Raw genomic sequence first — 13,598 nt, 5'->3', positions numbered from 1 at the left:
CGGCTTCCCCGGCGGCCGGACCGGCTGCCGGCAAGCGCGTATGGTTGCTTATCACCAGATAGCGGGTGAAACTTCCCGACCAGCCGGCGGAGGGGTAGATGAAGCAGAATTACGTCCGGTTCGGGCTGGTCCTGGTGATCAGCCTGGCGGTCATGTTCGTCCTGACGCTGTCCCAGATTCGCGGCTGGTCGGATTTCTACCTGAACCTCAGCAATTTCTACATGTCGCTGATCATGGTGGCCACCATGGGGCTCATCATGATGGGCGTCATGCACCAGATGTTCGCCGTCCGGCGTCTCAACATCGCCCTCTACATCGCGCTGGGCGTGCTCTTCGTGGGCGGGTTCGCGGCCGTGCGTACGGAGCCGTTCGTGGGCAACGAAGCCTTCCTCAAATCCATGATCCCCCATCATTCCCGGGCCATCCTCGTGTGCCAGGAATCCCAGATCACCGACCCCGAGATCGTACGACTGTGCGATCAGATCGTCCGGTCGCAACAGGAGGAGATCAACCAGATGAAGGAGATCCTCGACGACCGGTACTGAACGCCTGGGAGGGACGGACTGACCGAAACGGGCGTGCACCCGCTGCTCACTTCTTAGTCTGCGGTGGGGCCGGTTCTGCTCGCACGATGATCGGCAGGTCCGTCGGTGCCCCGGCTCACCCTCGGACACAGGAGACGGCGTGGCGACTGATCGTCGGGGCCGATCCGGCCGGCAACGGCCGAGCCGCCGGATTGTCGTACGTTCGATGAGCAGGGCCCGTCGGCGTCTCGGAGCCGCAGCCCGGCTTTTGACCGCATTGGTGCTGGCCGGCGGGGTGTATGCGACTTTCGCGCCCGCCGCGCGAGCGCAGGAGGAGCCTCGGTTCAGCGGCGCCGCCGCGCAGGGTGAGGCGTTGTTCAACGTCGGTTGCATCACCTGCCACGGACGCAGCGCCGGTGGTGTCGAGGGGCGCGGGCCCAGCCTGGTGGGGGTGGGCGCGGCGTCGGTCGAGTTTCAGGTCGGTACCGGGCGGATGCCACTGGCGCGGCAGGAGGCGCAGGCGTTGCGCAAGCCACCGCAGTACAGCGACGAGGAGGTCCGTCAGCTGGCGGCCTACATCCAGGAGATCGGCGGAGGCCCGGTGGTGCCAGACAGCGTCGACGAACAGTTGAACGACGCCGATCTGGCCGGGGGCGGAGAATTGTTCCGGATCAACTGCTCGCAGTGTCACGCCTTCGGCGGCGGCGGGGGTGCCCTGTCCTCCGGCAAGTTCGCGCCGAGTCTGTACCCGGCGTCGGATCGGACGATCTACGCGGCGATGCTCAGCGGTCCACAGAACATGCCGGTGTTCGGCGACAGTCAGCTGACCCCTGAGCAGAAGGCCGACATCATCGCCTACATCCAGCAGGTCGTGCAGGACGATCGCGACCCGGGCGGTTTCAACCTCGGCCGCTACGGCCCGTCCACCGAAGGATTGGCGATCTTCCTTGTCGGCATCATCGCCCTGGTGTTCGCCAGTCTGTGGATCGCGGGTAAGTCGTGAACACCGGTACCGAACGACACGGCCGCGAGCCGACGGACGTCGACGACCCCGGCTTGGCTCGCTTCGAGGTGGTTCGCGAGGGTGCGCGCCGCGATGACATCGAGATCGTCCACTACGAACCGCAGGTGGCCGCCGGTTCCAGGGCCGAACGGCGACTGGTCCGCACCGTGGCCGCCCTCTTCCTGGTCACCGGGCTGTCCGCCACGGCCTTCCTCATCGTCTACATCTGGTGGCCCTGGCGGTATCGACTGGTGGGTGACATCGAGGAGTACTACACCCCGCTGCTCGGTCTGACCCTCGGCGTCGCGCTGCTCGCGCTGGGTTTCGGCATCCTGGTCTGGGGCAAGCGACTGCTGCCGAAAGAGGTGTCGATCCAGGACCGGCACGACGAGCCGGTACCCGCCGCCGATCGGCGCATCACCGGCCAGACCATGTTGTACATGGCCGACGAGCTGGGCGTGAAACGGCGCCCCGTGCTCGGGGTGTCCCTGCTCGCGGGTCTGGTTCCGGTCGGGGCGGTCGTCGCCGCTCCCCTGGTCGGCGGCCTCATCAGGGACCCGCACGACAACCGGGAACTGTTCCGCACCGGGTTCGCCCCCGCCGACGACAACGGCGCCGTCACCAGGATCCGGCTCGTTCGGGAAGACCTGCGGCCCGTCCGGCCGCTGGACGTGCTACCCGGCGGCCAGGTCACCGTGTTCCCAGGCATCCCACACGGCGTCAGCAACCAGTACGCCGACTCGGTCACGCTGCTCATCCGGCTGCGCGCCGAGGATGCCCTCGCCGCACGGGAAAACAACCGTCGGGCCGGCAAGCAGGACTGGATGTGGGGCGACTTCATCGCCTACTCCAAGATCTGCACCCATGCCGGCTGCCCCGCCAGCCTCTACGAGCAACAGACCAACCGGTTGCTCTGCCCGTGCCATCAGTCCCAGTTTCTGATCACCGACAACGCGCGACCCGTCTTCGGGCCGGCCAGCCGGCCGCTGCCGCAGCTGCCCATCGAGGTCGACGACGAGGGCTTCTTCGTCGCCAGTTCCGACTATCGCCAGCCCATCGGTCCGGACTTCTGGGAACGCCCCTGACGCCTGTCCCGGTCCGGCCGGCCACGTCGGATGCCGGCGGGTGGTGCCGCGATCGGCCCGGCCGATCGCGGCGAGGCTGGCGGTAGGCGAGCCACCTGGATCCGCGCACCGGCCCGGTCGAGCGGCATTAGGCTGGGTTTGTCGCCGCGGTCGCGAACGGAACGCGGAGCACCGAGACGGAGCGCGGAACCGCGAGGAGGCACCGTGACGCGACCGGCCAGAACGCTCCGGTGGGCGTCGCTGCCCGGCACGGCACTGGTCGTGTTGCTGTTCGGCGGATGCGGCGCGGGGCAGATCGCGGAGACGGCCGAGAAGGAGCCCTCCATCCAGGGCGTCAACCTCATGGCCGACAACGGCGAGTACGCGGTTCGCGGTCTGCTCATCGAGTTTCCGGGCGCTGATGGCTACCGCGCCGGCGAGAACGCGTTGCTCAGCGCCGTCATCTACAACGACTCGAAGGGGCCGGTCACGGTGACCGTCACCACGCAGGACGCCCGCGAGGTCGTCATCGTCGATGCTGACCGACCCATCCCTCCCCGGTCGGACGCAGCATCTCCGCGCCCCACCACCGCCAGCCCGAACGCCTCCCTCTCCCCCGACGGATCGCCGCAGAGCGGGGTGCCGCAACCAGCGACCGGGCCCGCTCGGATCGAACTCCCGCCGCTGAGCTTCGTGCGGTTCAACGAACAATCCGGCCGGTACTTTCAACTCCTCGATCTGGACGAGTCTCTCCGCTCCGGGCAGCACGCCTCTGTCACCTTCGACTTCGGCAATGGGCAACGCGTCACCGGCCCGGCACCGGTCGCCGCTGCCCTGACCCCCGTGCCACCGCCACCACCAGTCGTCGAGACCGAGGACGCCGAGATCCACGACGGAGCCGACCACAGCGATTGACGCCGCACCCCACCGGCACGGAAGGTGTGTCGCGCATTCCGCGAATCCCCCCGTCGGCGGCTGCCTAAGGTGAAGACGCGACGGACACACATCGGTCGGCCGCCGAGAACGATGGGCAACACCATGGCGCGGTTCCTGGAAATACTGTGGGACACGAGCAGCGTGAACGGTCGACTCGTGACCAGCGTCGTCCTGGCCCTGCTCGCTGTCGTCGTCGCCGCCCTGGCTGGTCGGCTGGCCACCGTGAAGGTGAAGGACACCACCAACCGGTACTACCTCCGCAAGGCGGTGCACTACCTGACCGTCGTAGCGCTGTTGTTCGCGCTGGCGCTGCTGTGGCGACCATTCGCCGGCCGGATCGGCGTGGTCGTCGGTCTTCTCGCCGCCGGGCTCGCGTTGGCCCTGCAGGAGGTCCTCGGCGCATTCGCCGGCTGGGTCAGCATCCTCACCGGCCGGCAGTTCCGCGTCGGTGACCGCATCCAGATGTGCGGCGTCCGCGGCGACGTCCTGGACATCACCCCACTACGTACCCGGATCCTGGAGAGCGGATCCTCTTCCGACCCGGAGTCCTGGATCCGCGGCCGCCAGTACACCGGGCGCGTGGTGTCCCTGTCGAATCGTTTCGTGTTCACCGCGCCGGTGTTCAACAGCAGCACCGTGCTGGACCATCTGTGGGAGGAACTGACCCTGCCGGTCCCCTACGAGGCGGACTGGCACCTGGCGGAGCGCATCCTGTGCGAGGAGGCGCAGAACATCTCCTCCACCGCCGAGGCGCAGCGCGCCATCGAGCAGATGCGCCACCGCTACCCGGTCGCCGACGCCGAGGTGGATCCTCGGGTCTTCATCCGTGCCACCCCCAACTGGATCGAGCTGTCCGCCCGGTTCGTGGTGCCGGTACGCGCAGCCCGACAGGTCAAGGACCAGGTCACCCGGCGAGTGCTCGATCGCTTCACCGAAAACGGCCTCCGGGTCGCCTCCGTCACCCAGGACATCACCGTCCATGCTCCGCCACCAGGAACTGCCCGGCCCGCCGCACCCGTACCCGGGCGGCCCTGACACCCGCCGCCACCCCGCGTACCCTCGGCCAGGCCACCGGACGGTTCTCCCGCCACCGAGGTCTGTGGTCTGATGTCGCCACCCTCAACGGAAGGAGACGCGAACATGGCCGTCGACCCGACCGGTCAGGATCTGAAAGAGTTCCTCGCCACCGATCCCGAGGCGCCTGTGGTGATGCTCAACCTGCTGCGCTTCGCCGACGGTGGACGGGAGTCGTACGAGCGGTACGCCGCCGAGCTGCGCGAGACCTTCCTGCCCCGCCACAGCGGCGAGGTGCTCTACGCCGGTGACGGTGGACCGGCCCTGGTCGCCGAGGAGGGCCAGGCGTGGGACGCGGTGCTGCTGGTGCGGTACCCGAGCCGGACGGCTTTCAGCCGGATGGTCGCCGACCCCGAATATCAGCAGGTCACAAGGTGGCGAACCGTCGCCCTGCAACAGGCGGTCCTGCAACCGACCACGCCCTGGGGCAACAGCTGACCGTCCTCAGCCGCTGCCCTTGACCTGGACAGCATGGGTCAGCGTCATCAGGAGCAGGCCGCCCAGGAGGTTCCCGGCACCGGAGAGGACGATGTTCAGCCCAAGATCCGGGTAGGAGACGGGGGCGCCCAGCCAGATACCGAACAGCAGATGCAGCCCGGAAACCACGACATGATCGAACGGGCCTAGGGCGAGGAAGAACCCCACCACGTACGCCAGGAGCATCCGACTGCCCACCGATCCGACGGCGTGCAGCAGGTAGGACAGCAGGGTCAACAGGGTTCCGGCGGCGATACCGCGGGTGAAGGTCGCCAGCCCGTCCTTGGCGGCGATCTCCTCGGCGACGAGGGCCAGGGTGTGGTGGGCGCGGCCCGGCAGCGTGCCGGGGACGGTGAACACGGCGGCCATCACCGCACCGCCGACGAAGTTCAGGACGAGCACCAGCAGCCACAACCGGGCCAGCGGCCACAGCGCCCCGAGGCGCCGACGGGTCACCGCGGCGGCGACCGGGTCGAAGAAGTTCTCGGTGAACAACTCGGTGCGGCCGACCACCACGAAGATCAGGCCGATGCCGAAGGCCAGCGCGCCGACCAACTGCCCCACACCGGAAGCGAAGTCGGGTGCGGCCAGTTCCCGGGCCACACCCAGCGCCACGATGCCGAAGACGATGGTGACCCCGGCGATGAATCCGGTGGAGGCTTGTTCCAGAGCGCCGCTGGACAGTCGCCGCTCGCCCTCGGCGCGGGCGCTGTCGTAGATCTCCTCCGGGGAGGGTGCTCGTGCCATCCCGACCGGGTACCCGCGCGGGTCACGACCGAATCACCCATCGAACGCCTCACGCCCGGCCAACGGGAGATGGCAGCGCTCGTCGCCGACGTGGGTACGCCGGAGGTTCGCCGCCGCCAGGTCAGAGATGCTGGTGGCGCCACTCGCTGGCCGCCACTTCGACCGCCCGTTCCTCCGCGTGGACCGAGGCCTTGATCCGCGTCCGCGCGTCGGCGGCGCTGAACCGCTGGATCACCACGAGGGCACCGCAGACCGACACCAGCACGGCCAGCGCGACGAGAGGGGTGAGCGCGGCCGCCGGCACCGCCAGCAGACCGACGACCACTGCGGCGATCAGCGTGGTGGCCCGCAGCCGGCGAAACGTCCGCGCCGCGACGGCCACACCGGCCAGCAGATAGAGGGCGACGCCACCGTACAGGGTGGTGACGGCCGGCCAGGGCAGCGGTTCGGCCTCGGGCATGGCAACCGCCTCAAGCACCAACTTCAGCCCGAGGGCGATCCCCACGATGCCGACGATGGTCACGAAGTGCAGGTAGGAGAAGACGTCCCGGGCGAGGGTGATCCGCTCCGGACCCCGGGTGCCGTGCATCGCCTGCTCGACGCTCGGCAGCAGCGTGTCGAAGTGCAGCCACCACAGCGTCGCCAGCAACGCGATACCGAGCACGGACCCGGTGACCACCGGCGCGGTCAGGGCGAGCCGGTCGAACCGGCCCGGACCGAGCCCGAGGGAGATGACCGCTTCGCCGAGGGCGATGATGACGATCAGCGAATGCCGCTCCGCCCAGTGCCCGGCCGAGGCGACGGCCCAGCGGGTGTACGGCAGGAACAGACCGACCGAATACTCGACCAGCAGGGCGGCAGCCCACAACCCGAGGCGTACGTCGAGGACGGCTTGCGCCGGCACCCACCGGCTCGCGGAGGCCGCCAACCCGACGAGCACTGCCGCCACCACTGCCGGCAGGCTGATCAGCATGAGTTGCCGGCGGCTGCGGCCGGCGGCGCTGAGCGCGTACAGGAACGCGACCAGGGTCAGGGCACGCAGGACCAGGTAGGCGACGGCGAACACCACCGGGCCGGTCAGGTCGTCGGGTTGATTGAGAAACGCCTGTGGGATGGCGATCGCCAGCACGAACGCGGCGGCCATCACCCCGAACCCGAACAGGGGTAGCAGTCCGTGGTCGGCGCGGACCAGGTTGCCCAGCGTGGCGAACGTCGTCCAGCACCACCAGAGCAGAGCCAGCACGACCGTGCCGGACAGCACGGCCTGCGTGGTCACCTCGACCGACACCAGGCCGGCCACGTTGAGAAACGCGAAGACGAAGATCAGGTCGAAGAACAGCTCCAGGCGGGTGACCCGAGAACCGGGCATGACCGGCCGGAGCCAACGGGAACGGCGCAACGGCGGTGGAGCACTCACCCGGCCAGTTTGGGCGAAGAGCGACGACAAGATCTGGTTTCCACCAATTGACCAAGTGCGACGTACGCTGTCGTCCCTTCTCCAGGTCGAGGCTGCTCCAGCCGGTGGAGACGGGCGCATGCTGCACACCGCGCCTCGACGCCGATACGGTCGGCGGGTGGCGTACGACAGTCAGGCCGAGAGCCTGCGTCTGATCAGATCGGGTCTGCCGGACCGCCCGCTGCGGTTGAGCCGGCGTCGCCGATTCGCACCGGTCGCGGTCGACGTGGACGGCGACATCGCCGCCACCCGGTTTCTCCGTCGCGGCGTCGGCTGCCACTGGGATGAGACACACCTGCTGGCCAGCGATGGTCGCGGCGCCTGGCGACAGCTCGGCGGCAGCGCGTCCTCGAGCGGCGACGACCTGACGGCAGACGAGTTCGCACTCGCCCGCGTCAGCCTCGCGCCGCATGACGTGGTGGTGGAGGGAAGCTCCGGTGCCCTCCGCGACACCCGGCGCCCGCTGCCGTGGGGCAGCCGGTGGGTGCACGCGGGGGAGATACTCGTCGGCTCTGGGATCACGGAACTACGGGTCGCCGACCGCCGCCTGCCCGTCCCGTACCACGGTCATCTGATCGTGGTGTGGGGCTCTCGCCGGCCGCCGACGGTCACCGCACACGACGACGCCGGGCGTACGGTCACCACCGCCGCCCTACCTCGTGCGCGATGACCGACAGCCAGGCCGCCGCCGGCCAGCCCGAGCGCGGTGCCGTTTTCGCGGCTCAGGCACGAGCGGACGCACGGCCGAAGGCGCGCATCGCCAGCGCGCCGACGAACGGGCCCGGGACGAGCAGCAGGAACGCCCAACGCCAGCCGACCGCGTCGGCCAGCACGGGGACGAGTTGAATGGTGACGACGGTCAGGGCGAACCCGATGGCCGTCTGCGCGGTGAGCGCGGTTCCGACGTACCGCTTGTCGGCGACCTCGCTCAGGGCGGTCGAGAAGACGCCGGAGTCCGCGATGACCGCGGCACCCCACACCACGCCCAGCAGCACGACGGCGCCGGGCGGCGCGGTGAAGAACAGCGGTGAGGCCAGGCAGCAGGCACCACTGACCACCAGGGCGGTGAACGCGGCCCGGGATCGCCCGAATCGGTCCGCGGCCCACCCGCCGGCCAGGCATCCGGCGACTCCGGCGAGGCCGACGGCCAGGAACACGAGCAGGCTGACGTTCACGCCGTCGCGGCCGGTCCGGGCGGCCGTACCCGCGATCAGGAAGCTGGGCAGCCAGGTCCAGAGCGCGTACAGCTCCCACATGTGTCCGAAGTAGCCCAGGTTCACCAACCGTGGACCGCGCTGAGCGAACATCGCCAGGGCGTACCGGGGGTACGGACGCGGTGGCGTGCCCGGAGCGAACTGCGGACCCTCCCGCACCAGGGTCACGGCCACCACCGCGCCGAGCAGCGCGCAGCCGGCCGCGCTGCCCATCACGCCACGCCACGGCAGGTCGCCCAGCCCTCCGATCAGGTGCGGCAGCGCCGAGCCGAGGGTCAGCGCGCCGATCATGACGCCGAACGCGAGCCCACGGCGGGCCGGCGGTGCCCAGGATCCGGTCAGCTTCATGCCGACCGGGTACACCCCGGCCAGGAAGACACCGGTGAGGAAGCGCAGCGGGACGGCCCCGGCCAGCCCGTCGACGGTGAGGGCGAAGACGCCGGTGCAGGCGGCGGCCAGCGTCGCGCAGCCGGCCATCAGCAGGTGCGGCCTGATCCGGTCGGCCAGGTTCAGCACGGTGGAGGTGACGGCACCGGCGACGAAGCCGAGTTGGACGGACGCGGTCAGCCAGACGGATGCGGCGGCGCTGATCTGCCACGACTCGCGTAGCGCCGGCACCACGGCGGAGGCCGAGAACCACACCGCCAGGCTGAGCACCTGGACGGCGGCGATCAGCGCACGCTGCACCCCGGGTCGTGACATCGTCCGCGCTCCTCGACCGCCACCGTAGATCATCTTGGTGCGCAGCGGGCCGGGCGATGCGCCACTGCCCGTTCGCAGCCGTCGCGGATGCCGGTTGCCGTGCCCCTGCACAACTTGGCGCAGGCGCCCGGGTCTCCGCTACCTGCCGTGACGCCCCCCACAACCGCCAGGCCGTCCTAGGATGATGGTGTCACCACTCCCCTGGGCCGCCTCGGAACGCTGGCGTCGACCGGTCATGGCCGCCGCCGGCCGACCGCCTGTATCTCGATCAGCAGGTGCGGGTGCGGCAACTGGTGTACGGCGACGGTGGTGCGGGTGGGTTGGTCCTCGACCGGGGCGTCCTGGAGCTGCACCACCGAACGGCGTGAAGACCGACCGGCGGGATGTCGCCTCCGACGGGGCCCTACGGAAACAGGACGATCTTTCCCACGTGCTGCCGACGGGCGAGTTCCGCCTGGGCGTCAGCAGCCTGGTGCAGCGGGAAGGTCGCCGCGATGACGGGTGCGATCTCGCCTCGCCGGGCCAGGTCCATCAGGAGTTCGAAGTGTGCCGGGCTGTGCATCGCGGAGCCGATCAACTGCGCGTTGTGCAGGTAGAGGCGGCGCACGTCGAAGGCCACCTGGTAGCCGCCGAGCGCACCGGCGATGACCCACCGGCCACCGTCGCGCAACAGGGGCAGCCCCTCGCCCACGAGGTCGCCGGCGACGACGTCGAGCCCCACGTCGATGCCCTCCGGGGCGATGGCGCGGACCTGCTCGACGACGTCCTTCGCGCGGTCCACCACGTCGTGCGCTCCCGCCTCGCGCACCGCGTCGATCTTCTCCCCGCTGCTGATGGCCAGCACCCGCGCGCCACGCGCCCGCGCGATCTGCACCAGCGCCAACCCCACGCCGCCGGAGGCTCCCGAGACCAGGACGGTTTCCCCTGACCGCAGCCGGCCCCGCTCGATCATGCCCAGCGCCGTGCCGTACGCCGTCGGCAACGCCGCGAGCTGATCGTCCGCCAGCGGCGACTCCGTCATGTCGTGCACCTGCCGCGCCGGTGCGGTCACGTACTCGGCGTATCCACCGTCGCGTTCGCTGCCCATCAGGCCGACCGGGTTCGCGTCCGGCCCGTCGGCGTCGTAGATCGCCGGATCGACCACCACCCTGCGGCCGACGAGGCCCACGTCCACCCCGGGCCCCACCGACACGACCCGGCCGACCACGTCGGCGCCCTGGATGCGGGGGAACTCGATCGGCCCCCGCCAGCCCGACCGCGCCTGCGGATCCCCCGGGCGACCGTAGGCACCCTCCCTGGTCCACAGGTCGGTGTTGTTCAGCGCCACCGCGCTGACCCGCACCAGCACCTCCCCCGCTGCCAGGGCGGGCACGGTCACCTCCGCCTCGGTCAGCACGTCCGGTCCACCGTGCCGGGTGATCCGCACGGCACGCATGGTCGTCGGCACCGCCATCAGCTGCCCCCTCCATAAGTACACTGATCTGTGAACCACCAGCGTACAGCGATCGGTGAGGGGGAGCCCCACATGCCGAAAACCCGGGTCCGCACCCCGGCTGGCCAGCGCATTCTCGCGGCCGCCGAGGAGCTTTTCTACGACCGCGGGATCACCGCAGTCGGCGTGGATCTCATCGCCGAGCACTCGGGTCTGACCAAACGGACCCTGTACAACCAGTTCGGCTCGAAAGACCACCTCGTCTCCGCGTACCTCACCGAGCGCGACCAACGCTGGCGGTCGCTCGTCCACGACACCGTCGACGCGTGCGACGATCCGGTCGCGGCGGTCACCGCACCGTTCGACGCGCTGCGGACCTGGAGCCGGACCAACACCCGCGGCTGCGCGTTCATCAACGCGCTGGCCGAACTCCCGGACCCGGCGCATCCCGCCCACCGCATCGCCGCGGACCAGAAGCACTGGCTGCTGAATCTCTTCAGGGAACTCGCCTCCGCGGCAGGCTGCGCACAACCCGCCCCGCTTGCCACCCGGCTCCTCGTGCTGCACGAGGGCGCTCTCGCCACCCAACCACTCGCCCTCGACACCCTCGCGGAAAGCACCGAGCTGGCACGCAGCCTCGTTCGCGCCAGCCTCCGAGCCGGCGGAACGGAAGGCGCACACCGATGAAGCGGACCGTCCCGCTTGCCCACGACGTCGATGGCGTTGGGCCACTCCTCGTCGCGATCCATGGGATGACCGAGGACCGCCACTCCTGGGCTCGGGCGCCGCTGGCCTCGCACTTCCGTACGGTCCGCGTCGACCTGCGCGGCCATGGCGTCTCGCCACGAGTGCCGCCGTACGACCCGCTGAGCATGGCCGGCGACCTCCACGAACTCGTCCGTGCCCTGGGCATCGAGCAAGATCCCCTGGTCGTGGGGCATTCTTACGGCGGGGTGGTGGCCACCGCCTACGCCGCCCGTTTCCCGGCGCGCGGTGTGGTCACCGTCGATCAGACACTCGACGTGAAACCGCTGCCGGCACGGGCGGCCAGGGCCCTGCGAGGGGATGGTTTCGCCGAGTTCATGACGTCGGCGTTGGCCAGGATGTACGGGCAGCTGGACACCGCCGTCGCCGAAGAGATCAGCAGAAGCCGGACGCTGCGCCAGGACGTACTGCTCGGAGCATGGGCGCCCCTGCTCGACCTCGAACCGCCGGAACTGGCCGCGTTCATGGCGAACGTGATGGCGATGCGGCAGCCCACACCCTTCCTGTCGCTACACGGCCTACCCGTGGCCGACGATTACCCAGCCTGGCTGGCCGGTCGAATTCCCGGTGCGGTCGTCGAGATGTCGCCCACCGTCACCCACTACCCCCACCTGGCCGACCCGTCCTGGTTCATGCGGCGGCTGACCGCCTTCGACAGCACCCTCGGCGCTGACGTCGACGTCAGTCGCCCCCGACGACCTTGACGTCCTTCCAGAACGCGACCCGGTCCCGGATCATCTCGGCCTCGGGCAGCGGCTGCGGGTAGTACCAGACCGCGTCCACACTGGTCTGCCCGTCGTGCTCCAGCGTGTAGTACGACGCAGTGCCCTTCCACGGGCAGACCGTCTGGGTGTCGGAGTCCCGCAGCAGGTCGTCGCGGAGCGCGGCACGGGGGAAATAGTGGTTGCCCTCGACCACGACGGTGTCCGGGCTCTCGGCGATGACCAGGTCGTTCCAGATGGCTTTCGGCATGCTCCCAGACTAGGCCGGCCCGCGTCCCGGCTACGGCTAGCGCGGCACCTCGTGCAGGGTGACGGCGTCGAGCCGACCGTCGGCCAGTTCGGCGGTGAGGTACGTCGCGTACGGCTGGCGGCGCCGGTCGGTCGGCGAGCCGGGATTGAGCAACCGCAGGCCACCGGGCGCCTCGCTGTCCCAGGGGATGTGGGAGTGGCCGAAGACGAGCAGGTCGCAGTCGGGGAAGCGCGCCGCGCACCGCCGCTCCCGGCCACTGGCCGGCCCGGTCTCGTGCACCACCGCGATCCGCATCCCGCCGATGTCCACGCGGGCGATCTCCGGCAGTCGGACACGCAGGTCGGGACCGTCGTTGTTGCCGTGGACGCCGATCAGCCGGGCGCTGCGCCGTTCCAGGTCGTCGAGCAGGGCGGCGTCGACCCAGTCGCCGGCATGGATGACAAGGTTTGCGGCGTCGACGGCGGCCCACAGCCCGGGCGGCAGGTCCCGGGCACGTTTCGGCAGGTGGGTGTCTGCCATGATGACCAGCCGCACCCGGTCAGCGTAGCCCCGCCCCGGCCCTGGCCGGCGCGCGTCGGCCCACCGTCGTGCGGGGGTCAGACGCGACCGCGGACGAGCGGTAGGAAGACCTCGTCGACGATTTCGATCAGGACCTCGTCGGGGACCGACGGTGTGCCGCGCATCGCGTACTCGGCTCTCAGCAGCATCATCGGCGCGGCCGCGACCCGCGGATGCACGGCCGTCGGCGCTGCCTCACCGCGGGCGACCGCGCGGTCGAGCATGGTCAGCCAGGCGCGGTCCATGGTGTCCGCGCCTGAACGTTCGCGCATCAGGTCGAGCAGCGCCGGATCGTCCGCCGCCGCGGCCAGCAGGCTGCGCAGGACCGCTCCGTGCGGCGAGGACCACGTCTCGTTCGCCTGCCGCAGCATCTCGAGCGCGTCGCCCCGCAGCGTACCGGTGTCGGGGTTCGGCATCGCGGCGTCGGAGAGGTGGCGGTACGCGGCGATGCCCAACGCCGCCCGATGCGGCCACCGGCGGTAGATGGCGTTCTTGTTGGTCCCGGCCCGGGCGGCGACCCGGTCCATGGTCATCCCCGGATAACCGGACCGGCCCAGTTCCTCCGCCGCCGCCTGCAGGATCGCCCGTTCCAGATCCTCGCCCCGGCGTCTGGTGCCCATGCCTTGCAGGGTACTAGACGTACCCTATAAGGTACGGTGCGTACCCTATGGGCA

At 70.1% G+C, this 13,598-nt stretch carries 16 protein-coding genes and 1 pseudogene; 9 read left to right on the top strand and 8 right to left on the bottom strand.

The window, feature by feature from the left end; translation table 11 throughout:
* Positions 1 to 98 precede the first annotated feature (98 nt).
* From KBX50_RS04360 to KBX50_RS04335, 6 genes are all read left to right on the top strand, one after another.
* Positions 99 to 545, top strand: a complete 447-nt coding sequence (locus KBX50_RS04360; RefSeq protein ID WP_210934848.1) for a DUF305 domain-containing protein — start codon at positions 99 to 101, stop codon at positions 543 to 545.
* Between the two features lie 205 nt (positions 546 to 750).
* Positions 751 to 1,527 carry a c-type cytochrome gene (locus KBX50_RS04355; protein WP_210934846.1) on the top strand — a complete coding sequence of 259 codons (777 nt, stop codon included), beginning with the start codon at positions 751 to 753 and terminating at the stop codon, positions 1,525 to 1,527.
* Positions 1,524 to 2,612 carry a ubiquinol-cytochrome c reductase iron-sulfur subunit gene (locus KBX50_RS04350; RefSeq protein ID WP_210934845.1) on the top strand — a complete coding sequence of 363 codons (1,089 nt, stop codon included), beginning with the start codon at positions 1,524 to 1,526 and terminating at the stop codon, positions 2,610 to 2,612. Before KBX50_RS04355 ends, KBX50_RS04350 begins: the two co-directional genes overlap by 4 nt.
* A gap of 204 nt (positions 2,613 to 2,816) precedes the next feature.
* The gene (locus tag KBX50_RS04345) at positions 2,817 to 3,506 is read left to right on the top strand and encodes a hypothetical protein (RefSeq protein WP_210934843.1); all 690 of its coding nucleotides are present in this window, start codon (positions 2,817 to 2,819) and stop codon (positions 3,504 to 3,506) included.
* A gap of 177 nt (positions 3,507 to 3,683) precedes the next feature.
* Positions 3,684 to 4,562 carry a mechanosensitive ion channel family protein gene (locus tag KBX50_RS04340; protein ID WP_210934841.1) on the top strand — a complete coding sequence of 293 codons (879 nt, stop codon included), beginning with the start codon at positions 3,684 to 3,686 and terminating at the stop codon, positions 4,560 to 4,562.
* 105 nt (positions 4,563 to 4,667) lie between these two features.
* Positions 4,668 to 5,039 (top strand): DUF1330 domain-containing protein, encoded by a 372-nt coding sequence (locus KBX50_RS04335; RefSeq protein ID WP_210934839.1) that lies wholly within the window; start codon positions 4,668 to 4,670, stop codon positions 5,037 to 5,039.
* Between the two features lie 6 nt (positions 5,040 to 5,045).
* Here KBX50_RS04335 and KBX50_RS04330 read toward each other — a convergent pair whose 3' ends face one another.
* Both KBX50_RS04330 and KBX50_RS04325 read right to left on the bottom strand, forming a co-directional pair.
* A complete protein-coding gene (locus KBX50_RS04330; protein ID WP_210934836.1) occupies positions 5,046 to 5,825 on the bottom strand; it encodes a formate/nitrite transporter family protein in 780 nt (259 codons plus the stop codon).
* Positions 5,826 to 5,946: 121 nt separating this feature from the next.
* Complete coding sequence (locus KBX50_RS04325) at positions 5,947 to 7,242, bottom strand: low temperature requirement protein A (protein WP_210934834.1); 1,296 nt, start codon at positions 7,240 to 7,242, stop codon at positions 5,947 to 5,949.
* 157 nt (positions 7,243 to 7,399) lie between these two features.
* Here KBX50_RS04325 and KBX50_RS04320 point away from each other — a divergent pair, with 157 nt between their 5' ends.
* Positions 7,400 to 7,951 carry a hypothetical protein gene (locus KBX50_RS04320; protein WP_210934832.1) on the top strand — a complete coding sequence of 184 codons (552 nt, stop codon included), beginning with the start codon at positions 7,400 to 7,402 and terminating at the stop codon, positions 7,949 to 7,951.
* Between the two features lie 52 nt (positions 7,952 to 8,003).
* Here KBX50_RS04320 and KBX50_RS04315 read toward each other — a convergent pair whose 3' ends face one another.
* From KBX50_RS04315 to KBX50_RS04305, 3 genes and pseudogenes are all read right to left on the bottom strand, one after another.
* The gene (locus KBX50_RS04315) at positions 8,004 to 9,197 is read right to left on the bottom strand and encodes an MFS transporter (protein ID WP_210934830.1); all 1,194 of its coding nucleotides are present in this window, start codon (positions 9,195 to 9,197) and stop codon (positions 8,004 to 8,006) included.
* Between the two features lie 233 nt (positions 9,198 to 9,430).
* Positions 9,431 to 9,517 (bottom strand): annotated as a pseudogene (locus KBX50_RS04310) (RidA family protein); the annotation flags it as partial.
* An 83-nt stretch (positions 9,518 to 9,600) separates the two neighbouring features.
* Positions 9,601 to 10,650, bottom strand: a complete 1,050-nt coding sequence (locus KBX50_RS04305) for a zinc-binding dehydrogenase (protein WP_210934828.1) — start codon at positions 10,648 to 10,650, stop codon at positions 9,601 to 9,603.
* 72 nt (positions 10,651 to 10,722) lie between these two features.
* On the opposite strand from KBX50_RS04305, the gene KBX50_RS04300 reads away from it, so the two are divergent.
* Together KBX50_RS04300 and KBX50_RS04295 are read left to right on the top strand one after the other, a co-directional pair.
* Positions 10,723 to 11,316 (top strand): TetR/AcrR family transcriptional regulator, encoded by a 594-nt coding sequence (locus KBX50_RS04300; protein ID WP_210934826.1) that lies wholly within the window; start codon positions 10,723 to 10,725, stop codon positions 11,314 to 11,316.
* The gene (locus tag KBX50_RS04295) at positions 11,313 to 12,098 is read left to right on the top strand and encodes an alpha/beta fold hydrolase (RefSeq protein ID WP_282101313.1); all 786 of its coding nucleotides are present in this window, start codon (positions 11,313 to 11,315) and stop codon (positions 12,096 to 12,098) included. The genes KBX50_RS04300 and KBX50_RS04295 overlap by 4 nt, the downstream gene beginning before the upstream one ends.
* Here KBX50_RS04295 and KBX50_RS04290 read toward each other — a convergent pair.
* From KBX50_RS04290 to KBX50_RS04280, 3 genes are all read right to left on the bottom strand, one after another.
* A complete protein-coding gene (locus KBX50_RS04290; RefSeq protein ID WP_210934822.1) occupies positions 12,076 to 12,366 on the bottom strand; it encodes a DUF427 domain-containing protein in 291 nt (96 codons plus the stop codon). The genes KBX50_RS04295 and KBX50_RS04290 overlap by 23 nt on opposite strands.
* 36 nt (positions 12,367 to 12,402) lie before the next feature.
* Entirely contained in the window at positions 12,403 to 12,900 is a 498-nt protein-coding gene (locus tag KBX50_RS04285; protein ID WP_210934820.1) for a metallophosphoesterase, read from the bottom strand.
* Positions 12,901 to 12,962: 62 nt separating this feature from the next.
* Positions 12,963 to 13,544 carry a TetR/AcrR family transcriptional regulator gene (locus tag KBX50_RS04280; RefSeq protein ID WP_210934818.1) on the bottom strand — a complete coding sequence of 194 codons (582 nt, stop codon included), beginning with the start codon at positions 13,542 to 13,544 and terminating at the stop codon, positions 12,963 to 12,965.
* Between the last annotated feature and the right edge of the window lie 54 nt (positions 13,545 to 13,598).

The organism is Micromonospora sp. C51, assembly GCF_018070435.1.
In the GTDB taxonomy this organism is placed as follows: Bacteria; Actinomycetota; Actinomycetes; order Mycobacteriales; family Micromonosporaceae; genus Micromonospora; species Micromonospora sediminimaris.
Note: the sequence above shows the minus strand (reverse complement) of the source record. Positions and strands in the feature narration are given on the sequence as shown.

Coding starts and splice junctions, on each gene's coding strand:
- KBX50_RS04360 (WP_210934848.1), top strand. CDS start 99: ATGAAGCAGAATTACGTCCGGTTCGGGCTGGTCCTGGTGATCAGCCTG.
- KBX50_RS04355 (WP_210934846.1), top strand. CDS start 751: ATGAGCAGGGCCCGTCGGCGTCTCGGAGCCGCAGCCCGGCTTTTGACC.
- KBX50_RS04335 (WP_210934839.1), top strand. CDS start 4,668: ATGGCCGTCGACCCGACCGGTCAGGATCTGAAAGAGTTCCTCGCCACC.
- KBX50_RS04330 (WP_210934836.1), bottom strand. CDS start 5,825: ATGGCACGAGCACCCTCCCCGGAGGAGATCTACGACAGCGCCCGCGCC.
- KBX50_RS04315 (WP_210934830.1), bottom strand. CDS start 9,197: ATGTCACGACCCGGGGTGCAGCGTGCGCTGATCGCCGCCGTCCAGGTG.
- KBX50_RS04305 (WP_210934828.1), bottom strand. CDS start 10,650: ATGGCGGTGCCGACGACCATGCGTGCCGTGCGGATCACCCGGCACGGT.
- KBX50_RS04300 (WP_210934826.1), top strand. CDS start 10,723: ATGCCGAAAACCCGGGTCCGCACCCCGGCTGGCCAGCGCATTCTCGCG.
- KBX50_RS04295 (WP_282101313.1), top strand. CDS start 11,313: ATGAAGCGGACCGTCCCGCTTGCCCACGACGTCGATGGCGTTGGGCCA.
- KBX50_RS04290 (WP_210934822.1), bottom strand. CDS start 12,366: ATGCCGAAAGCCATCTGGAACGACCTGGTCATCGCCGAGAGCCCGGAC.
- KBX50_RS04280 (WP_210934818.1), bottom strand. CDS start 13,544: ATGGGCACCAGACGCCGGGGCGAGGATCTGGAACGGGCGATCCTGCAG.